At 32.1% G+C, this 19,225-nt stretch carries 17 protein-coding genes; 10 read left to right on the top strand and 7 right to left on the bottom strand.

What is annotated here, in order from left to right; all coding sequences use genetic code 11:
- Nucleotides 1–33: 33 nt before the first annotated feature.
- Together HKP48_RS07915 and HKP48_RS07920 are read right to left on the bottom strand one after the other, a co-directional pair.
- Entirely contained in the window at nt 34–1,311 is a 1,278-nt protein-coding gene (locus tag HKP48_RS07915; RefSeq protein ID WP_296344599.1) for a retropepsin-like aspartic protease, read from the bottom strand.
- A 2-nt stretch (nt 1,312–1,313) separates the two neighbouring features.
- Entirely contained in the window at nt 1,314–1,550 is a 237-nt protein-coding gene (locus HKP48_RS07920; RefSeq protein WP_296344601.1) for a hypothetical protein, read from the bottom strand.
- A 212-nt stretch (nt 1,551–1,762) separates the two neighbouring features.
- Here HKP48_RS07920 and HKP48_RS07925 point away from each other — a divergent pair, with 212 nt between their 5' ends.
- Both HKP48_RS07925 and HKP48_RS07930 read left to right on the top strand, forming a co-directional pair.
- Nucleotides 1,763–1,984: a hypothetical protein gene (locus HKP48_RS07925; protein ID WP_296344602.1), complete on the top strand. Its 222-nt coding sequence runs from the start codon at nt 1,763–1,765 to the stop codon at nt 1,982–1,984.
- Nucleotides 1,985–2,259: 275 nt separating this feature from the next.
- Nucleotides 2,260–2,502 carry a hypothetical protein gene (locus tag HKP48_RS07930; protein WP_296344604.1) on the top strand — a complete coding sequence of 81 codons (243 nt, stop codon included), beginning with the start codon at nt 2,260–2,262 and terminating at the stop codon, nt 2,500–2,502.
- 1,025 nt (nt 2,503–3,527) lie between these two features.
- Here HKP48_RS07930 and HKP48_RS07935 read toward each other — a convergent pair.
- The 4 genes from HKP48_RS07935 to HKP48_RS07950 all read right to left on the bottom strand — a co-directional run bounded on the left by HKP48_RS07935 (nt 3,528) and on the right by HKP48_RS07950 (nt 6,860).
- Complete coding sequence (locus tag HKP48_RS07935) at nt 3,528–3,818, bottom strand: helix-turn-helix transcriptional regulator (protein ID WP_296344606.1); 291 nt, start codon at nt 3,816–3,818, stop codon at nt 3,528–3,530.
- Complete coding sequence (locus HKP48_RS07940; protein WP_296344609.1) at nt 3,808–4,164, bottom strand: type II toxin-antitoxin system RelE/ParE family toxin; 357 nt, start codon at nt 4,162–4,164, stop codon at nt 3,808–3,810. The genes HKP48_RS07935 and HKP48_RS07940 overlap by 11 nt, the downstream gene beginning before the upstream one ends.
- 276 nt (nt 4,165–4,440) lie before the next feature.
- Nucleotides 4,441–4,992, bottom strand: a complete 552-nt coding sequence (locus HKP48_RS07945; protein WP_296344611.1) for a DUF6705 family protein — start codon at nt 4,990–4,992, stop codon at nt 4,441–4,443.
- 14 nt (nt 4,993–5,006) lie between these two features.
- The gene (locus HKP48_RS07950; RefSeq protein ID WP_296344613.1) at nt 5,007–6,860 is read right to left on the bottom strand and encodes a hypothetical protein; all 1,854 of its coding nucleotides are present in this window, start codon (nt 6,858–6,860) and stop codon (nt 5,007–5,009) included.
- 612 nt (nt 6,861–7,472) lie between these two features.
- Between HKP48_RS07950 and crtD the strand changes: the two genes are divergently transcribed.
- From crtD to HKP48_RS07965, 3 genes are read left to right on the top strand one after another with little or no spacing between them, the layout of a single operon-like run.
- Nucleotides 7,473–8,948, top strand: coding sequence for a 1-hydroxycarotenoid 3,4-desaturase CrtD (gene crtD / locus HKP48_RS07955; protein WP_296344615.1), 1,476 nt, complete (start codon nt 7,473–7,475; stop codon nt 8,946–8,948).
- Nucleotides 8,948–9,583, top strand: coding sequence for a carotenoid biosynthesis protein (locus HKP48_RS07960; protein ID WP_296344617.1), 636 nt, complete (start codon nt 8,948–8,950; stop codon nt 9,581–9,583). The genes crtD and HKP48_RS07960 overlap by 1 nt, the downstream gene beginning before the upstream one ends.
- 1 nt (nt 9,584) lies before the next feature.
- On the top strand, nt 9,585–10,718 hold the full coding sequence (locus HKP48_RS07965) for a lycopene cyclase family protein (RefSeq protein WP_296344619.1): 1,134 nt from the start codon (nt 9,585–9,587) through the stop codon (nt 10,716–10,718).
- Here the strand turns inward: HKP48_RS07965 and HKP48_RS07970 are convergent.
- Nucleotides 10,715–10,951: a hypothetical protein gene (locus HKP48_RS07970; protein WP_296344621.1), complete on the bottom strand. Its 237-nt coding sequence runs from the start codon at nt 10,949–10,951 to the stop codon at nt 10,715–10,717. The two genes, HKP48_RS07965 and HKP48_RS07970, sit on opposite strands and share 4 nt — an antisense overlap.
- Nucleotides 10,952–11,158: 207 nt before the next feature.
- On the opposite strand from HKP48_RS07970, the gene HKP48_RS07975 reads away from it, so the two are divergent.
- The 5 genes from HKP48_RS07975 to HKP48_RS07995 all read left to right on the top strand — a co-directional run bounded on the left by HKP48_RS07975 (nt 11,159) and on the right by HKP48_RS07995 (nt 19,025).
- Entirely contained in the window at nt 11,159–13,051 is a 1,893-nt protein-coding gene (locus HKP48_RS07975) for a peptidylprolyl isomerase (protein ID WP_296344624.1), read from the top strand.
- Nucleotides 13,052–13,906, top strand: coding sequence for a peptidyl-prolyl cis-trans isomerase (locus HKP48_RS07980; RefSeq protein ID WP_296344626.1), 855 nt, complete (start codon nt 13,052–13,054; stop codon nt 13,904–13,906).
- Nucleotides 13,854–15,317: a peptidylprolyl isomerase gene (locus HKP48_RS07985; protein WP_296344627.1), complete on the top strand. Its 1,464-nt coding sequence runs from the start codon at nt 13,854–13,856 to the stop codon at nt 15,315–15,317. The genes HKP48_RS07980 and HKP48_RS07985 overlap by 53 nt, the downstream gene beginning before the upstream one ends.
- Before the next feature lies 1 nt (nt 15,318).
- A complete protein-coding gene (locus HKP48_RS07990) occupies nt 15,319–16,272 on the top strand; it encodes an AAA family ATPase (protein WP_296344629.1) in 954 nt (317 codons plus the stop codon).
- Between the two features lie 485 nt (nt 16,273–16,757).
- Entirely contained in the window at nt 16,758–19,025 is a 2,268-nt protein-coding gene (locus HKP48_RS07995; RefSeq protein WP_296344630.1) for an aconitate hydratase, read from the top strand.
- Nucleotides 19,026–19,225 lie beyond the last annotated feature (200 nt).

A 19,225-nucleotide genomic window follows, 5' to 3' on the forward strand; every position in this document is an offset into this window, starting at 1 on the left:
CTAGCAATTAATTTTATACGGTGTTGCCCATTGTTATTTTTCTAAAAGGTTTAAAATTTCATTTTCTGTAAATGGCACCTTTAATTTTTCAAGACTTTTTCTCGAAATTTTTCTTTCACTGTAAAATTTTCTGTGGTATTTATCAGTTAACTGTACCTTAAAAACTAAATAATCAAAATTACAGTCTAAAAATAATTTTTTATTTTCTTTTGAAGAAATAAACTGTAGCATTAAATAATATGAAACCATACTATTTACTTTTACAACCTCTTTTTTTGAACCTTCATAAGCAATTTTAATTTCATTGTGAAATTCAAAATTATTGTTGTTTATTCTTGCAAATTTTCTTGATTCATATGATGATTGAGATACAAGTGTTTCGTTTATAAGTTTTTCTGTATTTAACCTTAATTCTTTTGTCTCTATTTTGTTATTCTTTGTATTATTATGAAATTTTGGTTGGTACATAAAAAAAATCTCATAATTATCATCTAAAGAAGTAATTATGTTGTAACGACTTGTATTCCACTGATAAGATTCCTTATTTGAAGAATCAGGAAAGCCAAATTTTTTCTCCAACTTTTTGATTAATTCCTTAAACTTTTCTTTGGCTTTTCTTTCTTTTTGATTGTTTTCTATTTTATCGAAACTATCTTGCAACATCACACCTTCGATGTCGCCATTCAAATTAAAAACGACATATTCATTAAATTTTAATCCACTTAAAAAGTGATTTTCTTTCGTTATTGATGATAGTTTAACATATTTGAAATCATTTACAGAATTTAATTTGATGCCAGATTGAAGAAATCCAAATTCAGAATATGATTTAGTTAAATCTACATTTAAAAAAGTCAAATAGTCAGTATTATTTTCTCTAATGATTAATTTATTACCATCTAATTGGAATGTTCCTAATTTTGAAATTGAACTTTGACCTAAAAGTAATGGTGCATCTAATTGATGAACAATACTTGCTTCAACATCTTTTAAAATAAAGCCATCGATATTTATTTCTTTTAGATTTATTTTAGTTCCTTCCTCAATTTCTCCATTTGCAATTTTATATTTGATTTTCCCTTTTACATCATTATCTGAAAGTAAACCTTGTTTAATTAAAAATTTCGCTTCTGTTAATGAAATCGAAACATCTGAAGCTCCAGTGTCAAAAATGAATTTCATTGGAACTCCATTAACTTTACAAGGAATTGTGTAAATTCCGTTTTCATATTTCATTTCTATTACTTTTTGTGAAAAAGCATAATTCATAAACGAAATAATAAAAATAAAGAGTAATATAATTTTTTTCATAGTTATTTATAAATTTGATTAAAAAGTGAAATTACTTCATTTTCAATTTTTTTATCTAAACCATTGATTTCAATTCGGTTTTTATTGATTCCAGCATTCCAATTTATTAAGATATTATTTTCGATTTTTTCTGATTCCTTTAATTCAAATCTTTCATTTAGTAATTCAATTTCTCTTGAAAATAATTCAATTTTCTCTTTAGAAACTTTTCCATATAATAACTGTTTAATTTCTTTCATTCTCTATGATTGTTGGATTTTTCTCTAATAATGGGCAACGTGATTGTATAAGATTAGTTGCGTGTTATAAAAATTAATGTATAATAATTAAACAGAACAAGGTTATCACGCTAAAAGTTTCCAAAGAGGAAAAAACTAGCAATTAATTTTATACGGTGTTGTGTGTTCGTTTTTATTCGTTCCACAATATTCTTTTCTGTGTAAAGAGAATTATGTCAGATTTCATTTCAAACAATACAGTTTTAAAAAACGGAAAAGATTATAGTGAAATATCTAAAATTTTAGACAAATATCCAGAATTAAACTTTGTCCGTAAATCAGCACTCCTTTTAGAGTTATCTTCTTTTATTGGTTTTGAAGAGGATGATATTCAAAAAAGAGCTGTGCATTATTCTAAGGTTTACTTTGATGCCACAAGTCAAGTAGTTCAATAGAAACGTTCTTTAAGTCGGCTTTCCAATGGGAAAATTCAGTATTTGTAGTAATGTAAACTATTCCGTTTTCAGAATTTATTTTCTCGGATAATGGTTCTAATTGATGCCAAGCAAAAACTGTGTTAGCTAGTTGAAATATTTTTTTGTTTGAATGGATTTCATTAAAGTCATATTCTCTGATTCCGTTATTAACAATTAGGTTTTTTATTTTTATTATATAGTACAAAAGTTTAATATATAACGTGTCTTAAATGACACACAATTTAAGTATAATTATGTCAGTTATCATTAAAAATCAACCATTGCCAGAAAGTCCAGAATTAAACGGTGAAATATGTGTTGATGAAATTCAGAAATGTATAAAAAAAACAATACCGTATTTAAGTCAGTCAGAAGTAGTTAATTTGTCTTTTAATATTTCGGCTATAATTGGTTTTAAAGACTCTACTTGGGATATTTGGTTTCAAAAACGGTTAGAAAATCTTTATTCAGGTCGTCCGTTGCATTTAATAGACTAAATTCTGAATAACTAAAATTTTCATCTGTCGTAATTACGAGTGTTGCGTTTTCATAATTTATTTTGTGAATAAAGTCAGAATACCAAGCGTGAATTTTAAACGAAATGGTTTTTCTGACAAAATCAAAAAATTATTTATTATTTAGTATGTCATAAGTATATAATTCAGACGTACCTTTTTTTAGAATTACATTGTTTATTAATAAATCGTGTTTTATTTCCATGTTTTATTTTTAAATGATTAACGTGTCTTAAATGACACACAACGGTTTTGTATAAGATTAGTTGCGTGGTTTAGCAACTAATTTAGCAAATATAAACCGAATAGAAAATCCGCGAGGATTTTCGTAAGTAGGCTCTTACCAAGCAATTAATTTTATACGTTGTTGGCAAATCGTTTTTTATTTTCGTTCAAATATTAAATCAGGACCGTCAACATAAGAGTTTCCTAAAGTCATTTGTCCATTTGTCATATTATAAGTCCATTTCGTACTATTATTAACTTTTACTAGCAGAATCATTTCTTCTCCAGGACTTGATGCTCCACCTAAATAATCTTCTCCAAATATATATTCATAATCACCATTTGGATAACCAACATTATTACCACCTGTAACTGTTAATAATCCATTAATTTAGAAATTATAAACTATATTTTCGTTAGAATAGTCAATTGTAGGATTAGTCGAAAAGTCAATTATTCTTGCTTCGATTAATTTCCATTCACCTATAATTTCATTATTCATAGAGTTGTCATCATCATTTGAACAATTTGATAATATTCCAATTGTGAATATTAAGATTATAATTTTTTTCATAATTAAAGTGTTTTTATTTAGTAGATGGAATAATTCCCATTTGGTTGCGTCAAATGTTTGCCAACGGTTCGTGTATATTTCAGTGGCGACCAAATAAGCCGTGCACCTCGTTTTTCAGTCGTAAAGTTAGAAAATAAATCCCAAATCTTTCGTTTCAGCTCCTGAACCTCGCCATTGAATATACATTGTGTTGTAAAACGTACTTTTTTCACACTTTAATCGAAATATTTACTTTTCCACCAAGTCCTTTTTCCACAATATCAAACAATGTCTTTAAAGTCAGATTACTGCCATTGTTTTCCACTCGCGAAATATATGTTCGCTTTTTGTCAATCAGTTCGCCAAGTTGCTCTTGAGTCAGATTTTTTTCCTCACGTGCATTTCGTAAAAGCAAACCGATTTTAAACGATTCAAAATCTCGGTCAAGTTCGTCTCTGCGTTCGGTTCCTTTTTTGCCGTAAACTGTGTCTTTTATGTCTTTCCAACTTTTAGTTTCCATTGCCTTTGTTTTTATCTTCGTAATACTCTTTCATTAATCGAACAGCTTTGTCGATTTCTTTTTTCGGTGTTTTCTGCGTCTTTTTAGTAAATCCGTTCAAGAGTATAACTAACTTACCTTTATCGAAGAAGCAAAAAACTCTCCAAATGTTCGAGCCTAATTTTATTCGAGCCTCAAATAATCCTTTTTGAGTTTTTATCGGAGCCAAATACGTTTTCGGCACGTGCTGATAGGTTTCGATTATTTCAATGACCTTAAAAATTTTGTCCTGAACTTTTTTCGGTTGAGCAAGCAGAAACTCCTCAAAATAATTTTTGTATTGTATTACTTGCCTGACCTTTTCCATTACTGCAAATGTAACTTAAAAGTTACTATTGTCAAAATATTCAGAAGATGAATTTTTAGTTCAGAGCGTTTTGTGTATGTTTTACAACGGTTAGTATAAAAATAGTAGCGGATTATCACTCACTAACTTTTCAGTTAAACACAGAGTTTTTTTATAATCACTTACTTTGTTTTTAGCGATTAACTTAGCAAGTGCACACCAAGTTGGAAATTCCGCAGGAATTTCCAAAGTGAGCGAAAAAAGCAATTACTTATAGCCATTGTTGTGGTTAGTTTTTTATTGCTTAGTTAAGGTTAACTCAGTTGGGAATGTGAAACCTCCAGGTTGGTCTCTACCATCTTCACGTTGTACTTTCCAAGTCGCCTCTGTAGGACTAATCAACTCAAAAAACATATAGCAATGTACATTTTTATGCAGGTCAGAAATTTGAAATTCAAAAGTTGTATCAGTATAATAGCCACCACCTCTAATTAAATAATATGACTTACCCCAAAAATTTTGATTAGTGATGTTTAAGTTTAATGAGTTATGTTTTTCTTCGCCAGTATTATCAATAAATTTATATCTGCCTACGAGCATATCTTCATAATAATCACCATCAAATACCATTTCAATTTTTTCAAAAACAATCTCTAATCGTGAGTTGCCGTCTTCCCAGACCCAAGAACCAATAAAAGGGTTAAATTTATTTTCAACATCTTTTAAGTAGGCTCCATCAGTTAGTTCTAAATCATCATTTTGGTCATATTCTACGGTTGAGATGACTGGACTTTGCGCTTTGCAACTTAATGCAAATAGTATTATAATTAGTGTTAATATCTGTTTCATCGTTTTATGTTTTATTAGTTACATGGTGTTGTAGTACCATTTTTGTTTATTTTACTCCATTGAGAGAAATCATCATTAGCTTCATATAAGGATATACCAATGTCCATTTTGTCTAAAAACTTGGCAAATCTCTGTTTCTTTTTTTCAATGCTGAATTTCTCTTTTATTGTCTTTTTAAATTTCTTTGTTATAATTTGTCTGCCTGTTTCTAAATCAATACCAAAATTTGTTAGAGTAGACATGTCAAAATCCCAATCTTTAAAATATTTTTCTCCAAATTGCCTTAATTGTTCTATTCCATTACTATCAAATTTCATTGCAAGTTTTGTACCATGAGCAGTTATTAAAATCATAGTAAAATCTTCACCGATATTTAATACATTATTAAAAAGGCATGTGCCATCAGCCGTAAATGTTGGACTAAACAATTGAAAAAGTGCATATAAATCATCTAATGAAAACACAGGCAAATGCTTTTGTAGGTCGTCATGTGTATGAAAATAACCCTTTAAGTTTGTACCAACAGGAATAGAAATATTTATTTGGTCATCAACATCGTTTTCTTCCTGATAGTCATAGGCATAACCAGAAGCAGTAGTAGCATCTGCTTTTTGTATGTATCCTACTTCTTTATTAATTGTTGTAGATTTCGTGTTTAAATCTGCCATTATACCTATAAATTCTTGGTCAATGGACAGTGCGTTTAATTCCTCACAGTCATTGTTTTGTAGGTTCTCAAAACACTCATCAAAGTTTTCCATTGTTGGGATAAAACACTCTATAGTTTCAACAATATCTTGTGGGTCTATGGGCGCAGAATTTGTTCCATTAGCTCCACCGAGTAATCCAATGAGTTCCAAGGTGAATTCTCTAGCCTTATTACTTATAGTCGGGAATTGGCTTGGACTAGTACCCTCAAAAGTTGTTTGCGGTGGTCTTACTTTGTTATTATTCAGAAACTCTGCAATGATATCTAGAATTGTTGGGTTGTTCTGTTGTTGCTCTAACAGCCAAGCAAATTCAATTTCAAATTGTTCTATATCTAGTGAAATACTAATCGATAGCGCAGATGCAGTGACTACATTAGGGACAAAGACTGTTGGATTTTCTGTATCACTACCACCATCTTGCGGGTCATCTTCTATGATAAAAGGTATAGATATATTATTATAATTGTAAGGGTCGTCAAGTGGTGTTGTTTGGGCATCACCATTAGGGTCTGGGTTACCACTAGGCGCATTGATAATAACTTCGTCAAGGACAATTGTGCAATTGCTTAAATAGTCTATGACTTGAGCTGTACTCATACTACCTGTAATTCCGGTACTACAATCTGATGTCCTCGATATTGTAGCAGAGGTGCTAACATCAGGAAAAGGTATTTGTAAACCATTTTCATAATTATAAGCATAATCAAGGTTGCCATTTAAATTATAAATAAGTACATATGCAGATAATCCATTGTCTATCTCATATGTTTTGTAAAGGACAATAATTGTTTTGGTGTACATAATACCATCTTGTTCTGTTGATGCAACAAAGGCTTTAACCTTATTTGGGGTATTTATGTAAATAGGAGTGTAGAGAATATCAACATCAACTTCAGAGGTTTGTTTATACTTTTCTTGGCTAGAACTTTCCCAATCGGTTACTGATGTGGAAGTTGTCCTTGAAGTAGAATTGGAAAGACTAATTGTATTTTGATTGTAAAAAGAAATAGCATCATCAAGACTTGGAGCCACAAACTGTTCTTTTGTCTGCTCAACGGGATTAATGTTTTCTTCTTTTTGGCAATTCAAAAATAGATTTAGACAGCAAAGAAACAATAGCTTTAGTTTTAGAAAATGCTTTAATCGTTTATTTTTCATACCGTTGTTGGTGTTAAGTTAGTAATTCTAATTTATAATAGGTCAATTTATTTTCAAACTGCTAATGAGTTAACTGTGCTTTTCGGTTAGTTAGCTCAATGTTGGTTTGGTAAATTAACCACAACTAGTTTATATGGATGATTGAATGTTGTATAATATGACGGATTAGAGGGATAACGATGATTATTCGATAATTTATTCATCCATATATTTTTTTCAAAATTCCATTTTTTTTTAAATATAATTAATTTTTACAGATTGTCGAAAGGATTTTTAATTTCAGATAAATTTGTTGATGATACATGTGTGTATATTTATTGTTTTTTTAAGGATACATGCTGTTCGCTATTAATCATTCCTTTGGGTGATAATATGTTTAGCATGCGCGTTTCATAATAACGTTTTTCAGAGTTCAACTCATAAGCTTTTTAGTTTTGATAGTAGGTTTAATTGGTAACAACGGTTAGATAAAATCCAGTTTTAATTGATTTTATAGCATACTAAACCAAGTACGTCTTTTTTTTTAGAGAAAGTCAAGTACATGGTATTAACTTTTTTTTGTAATTCTCTAACAGGTATCAGTTTACTTTTCGTTGTATCTTTACATTTCTTATGGCAAAAAAACAAATTGGTATTGTTGGAGCAGGTATTGCAGGTATTGCAGCTGCTATTCGGTTAAGAGCTCAAGGGCATGAGGTCAACGTTTTTGAGACTAATACATATCCTGGCGGAAAGCTGACAGCTTTTTCAGAAAAAGGCTACCGTTTTGATATGGGACCATCGTTGTTTACAATGCCTCAATTTGTTGAGGATTTATTCGCTATAGCACAAAAAGATATTTCAGAGTATTTTCAATACAAAAAGAAAGCCGTTGTTTGTAATTATTTCTATGAGGATGGCACAACGTTTTCAGCAGTTGCAGATGAAGATGAGTTTGCTAAAAATGCAGAACAGACTTTTAATATTGAAGCTCAAGATTTACTACGTTACTTTAACCAAAGCAAAAAAAAGTACGATTTAACAGCATCATTATTTTTGGAGAAGTCACTACATAAGTTTAATACTTACTTTTCAAAAGATACTTTAAAAGCGATATTTAATATCAATAGCTTAGATATAGATTCCACTCTAGATGCTTACAATTCTAAAATGCTAAAAGATAAGCGTTTGGTCCAGTTCTTCAATCGTTTTGCGACTTATAACGGTTCTTCACCTTACCAAACACCAGGCATTATGTCTATGATTCCGCATTTGGAACAGTATTTTGGCACATACTTCCCAAAAGGAGGAATGCATTCTATTACCATCAGCTTGTTCAACTTAGCAAAAGATATTGGTGTTGATTTTAGGTTTAATACCAAAGTAGAAAAAATAGTAACTGAGAAAAATAGAGCCACTGGCATACAAACCGAAAATGGATTCGTAGCTTCAGATATTGTAGTTTCAAATTCAGATGTGGTACCAACCTATCGTCATTTATTAAAAGACCATAAGTCACCCGAAAAAATATTACAACAACCAAGAAGTAGTTCAGCATTAATCTTTTATTGGGGTATAAAAAAAGAATTTCCAGAGCTAGATTTACATAATATTTTCTTTTCTGAAGATTACAAGACAGAGTTCGATTATATCTTTAATAAGAAATGTGTACATGATGATCCAACGGTTTATATAAATATTTCATCAAAAGATGAAGAATCTGATGCGCCAAAAGGTTGTGAAAATTGGTTTACAATGGTTAATGTGCCAAGTAATACCGGTCAAGATTGGGATAAAATTATAGAACGCACGCGTAAAAACATAATCACTAAAGTCAGTCGGTTACTTGGAGAAGATATTTCCAAACTTATTGAGTTTGAAGCTATTTTAGACCCAAAAACCATAGAGTCCAAAACCCAAAGTTACCAAGGTGCGTTATACGGCGCATCGAGTAATAATAAGTATGCAGCTTTTTTAAGACACCCTAACTTTAAATCTAGCATAAAGAATCTTTATTTTTGTGGTGGAAGCGTGCATCCAGGAGGCGGTATTCCGTTGTGTTTATTATCCGGAAAAATAGTGTCCGAACTTATAGAAAACGCCAACTAATGTTTGATAAAAAATTTAAATTCTACTTCTCTATTTTTTTGATTTGGCTGTTTAGCGTTTCGGGAGTTTTCGGTATTCTTTCGCCAGAACATTCAGAATGGTTTTTGAGTATGACGCCACTGAACCTTTTATTGACATTCGTCATACTAGTAATTAATATTGAAGCGCTTACACCAAAAATAATAATTGCTTTAAGTATTCCCTTTTTCATAGGGTTTATTACAGAAGCTTTAGGTGTTAATTATGGATTAATCTTTGGTTCTTACGCTTATGGTGAAAATTTAGGTTTTAAAGTATTTGGTGTGCCACTAATGATTTGTGTCAATTGGGCGTTGCTCACTGCTGTAACAGCTGATGTTGCAAAATGTTTTGGCAAGAATATATGGGTTTCAGCATTCATCGGCGGTGCTTTAATGACGCTATTGGATTTACTTATAGAAGTGTCCGCACCAAGATTTGATTTTTGGGAGTTTGAAGGTGGTATTGTCCCACTTCAAAATTATATAGGTTGGTTAGTTACGGCATTTATAGCACATTTGGGCTATCAGTATTTCAATATTAAAACTAATAAATCTATTTCATGGCATATATTAATTTCCATTGCATTATTTTTTGCAGTTTTTTTGTTTTTTTAATTTGAAAATCTACGATTACATCATATTAGGTGCAGGTGCATCGGGGTTAATGCTCGCTTACCGAATGGCTAGTGACGCCTTTTTTGATGATAAGTCCATCTTAATAATCGATAAAGAAAAAGACAAGGGTAACGACCGTACTTGGTGTTATTGGGAAAAGAAAAAAGATGAATGGGAAACCATTTTACACAAAACTTGGAATACCATTTTCTTTGGAGGCGAAACATTTCAAGATACGATTGACATTTCGCCATATACTTATAAAATGATTCGAAGTGAAGCCTTTTACAAGTCGCTTTGGGAAACCATCAATACAAACCCTAATATTGAATTCGTTCAAGCTGAAGTTGAAGATTTTAAAGACGCTAATAAAGTTAAAGTAGTAACTTCCAAAGGTGTTTTTCAATCAAAAAAGTTATTTAATAGTATTCCAAACTCTTCATTTTTAGATCAAGAAAAATACCCTGTTTTACAGCAGCATTTTGTTGGTTGGTTTGTAAAAATAAAAACTGATGCGTTTGATGCTTCTGTAGCTACCTTCATGGATTTTACGATTCCACAAAAGGGAAACACGCGTTTTATGTATGTTTTACCAACGGACAAACAAACGGCCTTATTTGAGTATACGTTGTTCTCTAAAGATTTACTAGAATTTTCAGAATATGAAAACGCTATAAAAAGTTATCTCGAAGAAAAAAACATAAAAGACTACGAGATTGTAGAAACCGAAAAAGGATCTATACCGATGACTTCGTATAAGTTTTCAAAGCTCAACACTAAAAACGTTTTAAATATTGGTACCGCTGGTGGTTGGACAAAAGCGAGTACTGGTTATACGTTTAAGAATACCACCAAAAAAACAAAAGTTCTAGTATCGTTTTTAAAGTCTCAAAATGATTTATCAAAATTTAGCAGGCATACTAAATTCTGGTTTTACGACTTGTTATTCTTAGATGTTTTGGCTAATGAAAACGAAAAAGGAGCTGCGTTGTTTACCTCTTTATTTAAAAAAGCAAAAACAGAAACTATTCTTAAGTTTTTAGATGAAGAAACCTCATTGCTAGAAGACTTAAAAATTATAACATCAGTGCCTTCAATGCAATTTATTAAAGCATTGACAAAGCGTATGTTTTAGCCTTGATACACTTGCCCACGATGAGGTTTTAGCGCATCTCTTATGGGCTTTATTTTGTCTTCTTCAATCACTAAATAGGCAATACTATGCACATCACTTAAGTCTTCAGTCCCTGTAATCGAAATGTTTAGTTTTTCAATCGCGATATATTCTTTTAGATGTATGAGGTGATGTTCCGCAGTTTTTTTTCCGGCAGGACCTCTAAAATCCCATATGAGTTTAAGTTTTCGCATGGCTTCAATTTTGTTTTGCAAAAATACTTTAAATAGAACAATAAATACTGTTCTAATAGGTTATGGGTTTAATCTTGATAAATGAGAGTTTTATGTTATTTTTGTTCAGCTTTTGAGAAGATAATATATAATCGTAATCTTAAAATTAGCAATAGCATTATGCGTATCCAGTTTTATAAAATTTTAGTTTTACTATTATGTTTTAATTTGTCGTTCTCCCAAAAGGATAAGACACTTTTAACTATAGAAGATGAAGGGGTTTTAACATCGGAATTTCTTAAGCTTTACAACAAAAACCTTGATTTGGTAAAAGACGAATCACAAAAGGACTTAGATAATTATTTAGAGCTTTTTATTAACTATAAACTTAAACTGAAAGAAGCTGTTAGTTTGGGGTTAGATGAAGATGCTAATTACAAACGTGAGTTTGAGAATTATAAAAAGCAGTTGATTAAAAACTATATTTCAGATAATAAGGTTACTGATGCTATGGTTGAAGAAGCTTATGACAGGATGCTTTATGATGTTAAGGCTTCACACATTTTAATATTGGACGATTCGGAAGCCCAAGACTCATTGGTAGCCTACAATAAACTTTTAGACTATAGAAAAGTATTGAAAGATGAAGGTTTTGAAGCTGCCAAGACAAAATTTCATAACCAAAAAAATATTCTTGTTGAAGATTTGGGCTATTTTTCGGCCTTTAAGATGGTTTACGATTTTGAGTCTAAAGCTTATGAGACTTCACCTGGCGATGTCTCTATGCCTTTTAAAACTCAGTTTGGTTACCACATTGTTAAGGTAGATGAGAAAAGACCATCTCGTGGTACAGTTACAGCTGCACATATTATGGTGTCTTTAAAACAGTCTGATAGTACGATTAGTCCTAAAGAACGTATTAAAGAAATTTATAAAAAATTGCAGCAAGGTGAAGATTTTGGAGCTTTGGCTAAACAATTTTCTGATGATAAAAGTTCTGCAAGAAGTGAAGGTAAATTACGTCCGTTCAAAAGTGGTCAGCTTTCTTCTGTTACTTTTGAGGATGCTGCATTTGCCTTAGAAAATGAGGGAGATATCACTCAACCTTTAAAAACAGAATATGGTTGGCATATTATTAAATTACTTAAAAGAGAACCAATTAAATCTTTTGTTGAAATAAAGCCAACGTTAGAAGCAAGAGTAAAGCGAGATTCGCGTTCAAAACTAATGAATAGCTCTATGGTAAAAGAGTTATCTCAACGCTACACTATAGTCAAGAATCCAGATACAAGAGCATATTTTACACCTATATTAAAGGATGCTTATTTTTCAGGAAAGTTTAATCTTCCAGAAAATTACCAAGATAATACTGCCGTAATTACAGTTAACGACTCTGTTTACACTAATAATGAATTTCTGATGTACTTAAAATCAAAGCAGCGCCAATACATGAGGAAACAGACTACTGTAAAAAAAGTTTTAGATACTGAACTTCAAGCATTTTATGAGCAGTCAATTTTAAATTTCAGAGAAGAAAACCTTGAAAACGAAAATCAAGATTTCGCAGATGTTTTAAAAGAATATAAAGATGGCTTATTGTTGTTTGCGCTTATGGAAAAGCAGATTTGGAATACCGCATCGAAAGACACAACAGGGTTAAAGGCATATTATGAAGCGAATATATCTAAATATCAATGGGAAGACAGAATAAATACGACTATAGCTTCAGCAGCGAGTAAAGACGTAGCGGAGAAGATTAGAGTTATGTTAGTTGAAGGAAAAAATGAAGAAGAGATAAAGACAATTTTAAACTCTGGCAAAACTCAAAATGTAATGTTTACTTCAGGTATTTTTGAAAAAAGTAACCAAAAATTACCAAAAGATTTGAAGCTTAACTTAGGCACTTCTGGTGTTTATAAGTATAATGGAGGTTTTCATGTATTTAATATATCAGAAATATTACCTTCTGCTAACAAAACATTAAAAGAGGCGAGAGGTAATGTAGTTAATGACTATCAAAATAAAATAGAAAAAGATTGGCATCAGACTTTAAGAAATAAGTTTAAGGTAGAAGTAGACCAAAAAGTTTTAAAACAATTAAAATCTAAAATTTCAAAATAATTGCGACTAAAAATCACATCCATAATAATTATAGTGTTAACAGTTTTTGGCTGCGATAGATTTAAGAATGATAATGTTGAAGATACTGTTGCACGCGTCAACGATACTTATCTATATAAAGATGATATTGAGAAAATAATACCCGAAGGCGCATCGAAAGCCGACAGTATATTAATTGCTAATAGTTTTATCAATAATTGGGCAAGTAATCTTTTGTTGATGGATAAGGCAAAACTCAACTTATCTGAAGAACAGCAGGAAAATTTTAATGTATTGGTAAATCAATACGAAACAGATTTGTACACTAAAGCTTATTTAGAGGCTCTTGTCAAGCGAAGTATAGATACATCAATTACCCAGACTGAAGCAGACCATATTTATCAAGCCAATAGAGAATCTTTTAAACTAAACGATGACTTATTAAAACTACGTTATCTTAGTTTACCCCAAAATGCGGTTAATTTTGAAACAATAAAATCAAAATTTAAAACCTTTGCTCACAAGGATAAGATTTATTTAGATTCTATTGCAGTACAATTCAAATCCTATTCCTTAAATGATTCAATTTGGGTAAAGGCTTCGCAAGTCATTGAAAAGATTCCTGCCGTAAATGCTACTAATAAAAATCAACTGTTAAAAAAATCTAATTATGTACAGCTCAAAGACTCATTAAACCTATATTTGATTCAAATAAATGATGTACTTTTGCGCACTGATTATGCGCCCTTAGATTATGTAAAACCTACGGTTAAGCAAATTATAATAAACAAGCGCAAGTTAGAGTTGATAAAGCAGATAGAAAATGAAATTACAAAAGATGCTATTAAGAATAAACAATTTGAAACTTTTAAATAAAGCCATATTTACTTCAATATTTAGTTGTACTGTTTTATTCGGTTTTTCTCAAGAAATTATAAAAGACGAAGTTAAAGCGCCAGTTAAAAAACAGGAAAAAAAACTAGGTAATCGTATCAAAGCAGATGGTGTTGCAGCTGTAGTTGGTGACTATATTGTTTTAGATTCAGATGTAGATAGAAGAAGAGCTCAAATTAAAGCACAAGGTGGCGACCCTAGCCAAATTACTGGTTGCGAATTATTTGGAAGTATACTTGAAGAAAAACTATATGCACACCAAGCTATACAAGATAGTATTGTAGTTAACGAATTGCAATTACGCTCTCAAGCCAATCAGCAAGTCCAGGGTTTATTAGCTGAATTTAAGGGTTCTATGGACCGTATGCTTGAATATTATAAAAAAGAGTCTGAAGATGAGTTTCGTGAAGAAATCTATGAGTTTAATAAGAGTCGCTCTTTGTTCACGGAGATGCAACAAAAAGTAACAGATGCTGTTGAAATCACTCCTGAAGAAGTTCGCCAGTTTTACAATGAATTAAAAAATGACGAAGATGGCTTACCAATTTTTGGTACAGAATTACAGATTGCTAATATAGTTGTTATACCTGAGGTTACTGAGGCTTCTAAACAAGCTACTATAAATAGGCTAAAAGAGTTTAAGCGTGATGTAGAAGAGAATGGGGCAAGTTTTATAACTAAAGTCCTTTTTTATACTGATGACGCAGGATCAAAACCTACTAATGGACTTTATACGTTAAATCGAAAAAGACCAAGAATGGTTAAAGAGTTTAGAGATGTCGCTTTCTCATTACAGGAAGGTGAAATTTCAGAACCTTTTAAATCACCTTATGGGTATCATATTATTTTGCTTGAAAAAATAAGAGGTCAAGAATATGACATAAGACATATTCTATTGCAGCCAGAAATAACATCAGATGCAATTGAAAAAGCTAAGAAGAAGATAGAAGAGGTTAGAGCAAAAATAGTCGATGGCACCATTACTTTTGAAGATGCCGCCAGAGAATTTTCGGATGAGAAAGAAACTAAATTTGAAGGCGGAAAACTCATGAACCCAATAACTCAAGACTTCAATTTTGAACTGACTAAAATGGATACTGATATTTATGTTCAAATTCAAGATTTAAAAGATGGTACAGTGAGTGAGGTCATTCAAGACTCTGATAGAGAAAATCCTATCAAATTTAAAATAATGAAAGTGACTAATCGCATTGATGAACATGAGGCGAATTTTGCAAGAGACTATTTAAAAATTAAACGATTAGCACTACAAAATAAACATTTTGATGCCCTCGGAAAATGGCAGAAAGAAACTATAGAGTCTACATACATTAAAATCAACGGTGAATATAGAGATTGTGAGTTTAGTAGTAACTGGTTAAAAAGCAAATAACATGTCAGACGTTGCTATTATAGAAAATTTTGTAGAAAAATATAAAGCGCTTAAAATAGAAATTGCTAAAGTTATAGTAGGACAAGAAGAGGTTATAGACCAAATCTTAATTTCTATTTTTTCGGGAGGGCACTCATTACTTATTGGTGTCCCTGGTTTAGCAAAAACGTTAATGGTTAATACCATAGCCCAAGCATTAGGTTTAGACTTTAAACGCATCCAGTTTACGCCAGATTTAATGCCTAGTGATATATTAGGTAGTGAAATTCTAGACGAAGACCGCAAGTTTAAATTTATAAAAGGTCCTATTTTTGCTAATATTATTCTGGCAGATGAGATTAACCGTACGCCTCCAAAAACTCAGGCTGCATTGCTAGAAGCCATGCAAGAACGTGCTGTTACTGTTGCAGGACATCAATATAAATTAGAATTACCTTATTTTGTTTTAGCTACTCAAAACCCAATTGAACAAGAAGGAACCTATCCGTTACCAGAAGCTCAATTAGACCGTTTTATGTTTGCTATTAATCTACAGTATCCTTCATTTGAAGAAGAAGTTAATGTTGTTAAAGCGACAACCTCAGACTCAAAAGTAACAGTTAATTCGTTATTTACTGCTCAGGAGATTATCGATTTTCAAAACGTAATTCGACGTATTCCTGTGGCAGATAATGTTATTGAATATGCTGTTGGCATGGTAAGTAAAACTAGACCTAACACAGATTCAGCAGCAGATTTAGTAAAAGAATATATAGATTGGGGAGCAGGACCAAGAGCCTCACAAAACTTAATTTTAGCTGCTAAAACTTATGCGGCAACTAAAGGTAAATTTTCTCCAGACTCAGAAGATATACAGAAAGTAGCGACGTCTATATTATGCCACAGAATTATAAAAAATTACAAAGCAGAAGCGGAAGGTATTACAGATGAAGCAGTAATCAAAAGCTTATTTTAGTTAGATTTCTATATAATCTTACAATTGTAAGATGTATAATTATCCCACCAGAAATTTTGGTTTAGATGTTATAAGAGCCGCTGCTATAGTATTAGTTGTTTTGTCGCATTGTACTTTTTATTGGGCCAGAATTTAATACACTCTCACCGATGCCATACGTCTTTTAGGAGCGACAGGCGTTGACTCCTTTCTGAAATCTTATATCAATCAGTAGAACAACCTTTCTCAAGGCTTAGGCATAGAATAGTACTTCGCAGATAGATATTTTATTATTTTACTAGCACTATTAGGGAGGTAATAATTGTTAATTTACTAAATAGTTAACTTTAAAATTATGATTTACTCAAAATAGCCTCATTTTTTTTGCTTCAGAATGAATTATTGTTAATGAATATTCAATTTTGTTACATACTTTAAAAAGCGCTTTATAATTTGTAAATTTGTGGTACTTAAAAATAATAATGTTCAACCTTTAAATATACTTTATGGCTTTTGATATTGACATGATAAAAAAAGTGTATGCTAATATGGCCGAGCGCGTTGATGCCGCTCGTGATATTGTTGGTAAACCACTTACACTTTCTGAAAAAATATTATACTCACACTTATGGGATGGAAAACCTACAACCGCCTTTACAAGAGGTAAGGATTATGTAGACTTTGCACCAGACCGTGTGGCATGTCAGGATGCTACAGCACAAATGGCTTTATTGCAATTTATGCAAGCGGGTAAGCCAAAAGTTGCTGTTCCGACAACAGTACATTGTGACCACTTAATACAGGCTAAGGACGGCGCTGCAACAGATTTAAAAAATGCAAATAGTACAAGTAGTGAGGTTTTTAACTTCTTAGAGTCAGTATCTAATAAATATGGTATTGGTTTCTGGAAACCAGGTGCTGGAATTATTCACCAAGTGGTTTTAGAAAACTATGCATTTCCGGGTGGAATGATGATTGGTACGGATTCTCATACGGTAAATGCTGGAGGACTAGGAATGGTAGCTATTGGCGTTGGCGGAGCAGATGCTGTAGATGTTATGGCAGGTATGGCTTGGGAATTAAAGTTTCCAAAGCTAATTGGTGTTAAGTTAATCGGTAAGCTTTCCGGTTGGACTGCGCCAAAAGATGTGATTTTAAAAGTTGCTGAAATCCTTACTGTAAAAGGAGGAACAGGAGCTATTGTAGAATATTTTGGACCTGGTGCAACAGCAATGTCTTGTACTGGAAAAGGGACTATTTGTAATATGGGTGCTGAGATTGGTGCTACGACATCTACGTTTGGTTATGATGAATCTATGGAGCGTTACTTACGTGCAACTGATAGAGAAGATGTTGCAGACGCAGCAAACAAAGTAAAAGAATATCTTACGGCAGATGCAGATGTGTATGCTAACCCAGAGCAATACTTTGATCAAGTTATAGAAATTAATCTTTCTGAACTCGGACCATTATTAAACGGTCCTTTTACACCAGATTTATCGACTACAGTTGGTAAAGATATGACGGAAAAAGCAACTGAAAATCAATGGCCATTACAAGTAGAATGGGGATTAATAGGGTCTTGTACAAACTCTTCCTACGAAGATTTATCTAGAGCTTCTTCAATTGCGCAACAAGCTTTAGATAAAGGCTTAAAAATGAAAGCTGAACTTGGTATTAACCCAGGTTCAGAGCAAGTACGTTATACTGCAGAACGTGATGGGATTCTCGGTATTTTTGAAGAATTAGATGCAAAGATATTTACCAACGCTTGTGGTCCATGTATAGGACAATGGGCAAGATATATTGACCCAAAGAATGCACCTAAGAACAGTATAGTACATTCCTTTAATAGAAACTTCGCTAAACGTGCCGATGGTAATCCAAATACGCATGCTTTTGTAGCCTCACCAGAACTAACTGCGGCAATAGCAGTGGCAGGTCGATTAGACTTCAATCCTTTAACAGATAAATTAATAAATGAAAATGGTGAAGAAGTAATGTTCGAAGAGCCAACAGGGTGGGAGTTGCCTCCAAAGGGCTTTGATGTAAAAGATAATGGGTATTTAGAGCCAGTTGAAGATGGTAGTAGTGTAGAAGTATCTGTAAGTGAAACTTCAGAGCGTTTACAATTGTTAACGCCATTTACACCAATTGGAAATTCAATAAAAAGTGTTAAACTTTTAATTAAGGCTTTTGGTAAATGCACAACTGACCATATTTCTATGGCTGGTCCCTGGTTGCGTTTTAGAGGGCATCTCGATAATATTGCAAACAATACACTTATCGGTGCAGTAAATGCTTTTAATAAGAAAACTAACTTTGTAAAGAGTCAACTTACTGGAGAATACGGCGGTGTACCAGATACGCAACGCGAATATAAAAAAGCAGGTATTTGGTCTGTAGTTGTTGGTGACCATAATTATGGAGAAGGTTCTTCAAGAGAGCACGCAGCAATGCAACCACGTCATTTGGGTGTAGCTGCTGTAATTGTTAAATCTTTTGCACGTATTCACGAAACAAACCTTAAAAAGCAAGGGATGTTGGGATTAACGTTTGCTAATGAAGCAGATTACGATTTAATACAAGAAGATGATACATTCAACTTTTTAGATTTAAATGAATTTGCTCCAGACAAGCAACTTAATGTAGAAGTTGTACATCCAGATGGAAGCAAAGATGTAATTGCTTTAAACCACACCTATAATGATGCACAAATTGAATGGTATAACGAAGGTTCTGCACTCAATTTGATTAAAAAGGAAAATGCATGATTTAATATAGTTTAAGATTAAAAAGGCTTTGATTTGTATTCAAAGCCTTTTTTGTTTCTACCCCTTTTTCACTAATACCAATTTAGTTTTTAAATGCCGTATTAAATGCGTTGAGGTAATGATGGTTTCCCGTGATAGATTTTATGGTTTCTTTATCCATTTCGACTACCATGCTATGAAGCCATTCTTTTAAAGATTCG

This window comes from Winogradskyella sp. (assembly GCF_013042245.1).
In the GTDB taxonomy this organism is placed as follows: Bacteria; Bacteroidota; Bacteroidia; order Flavobacteriales; family Flavobacteriaceae; genus Winogradskyella.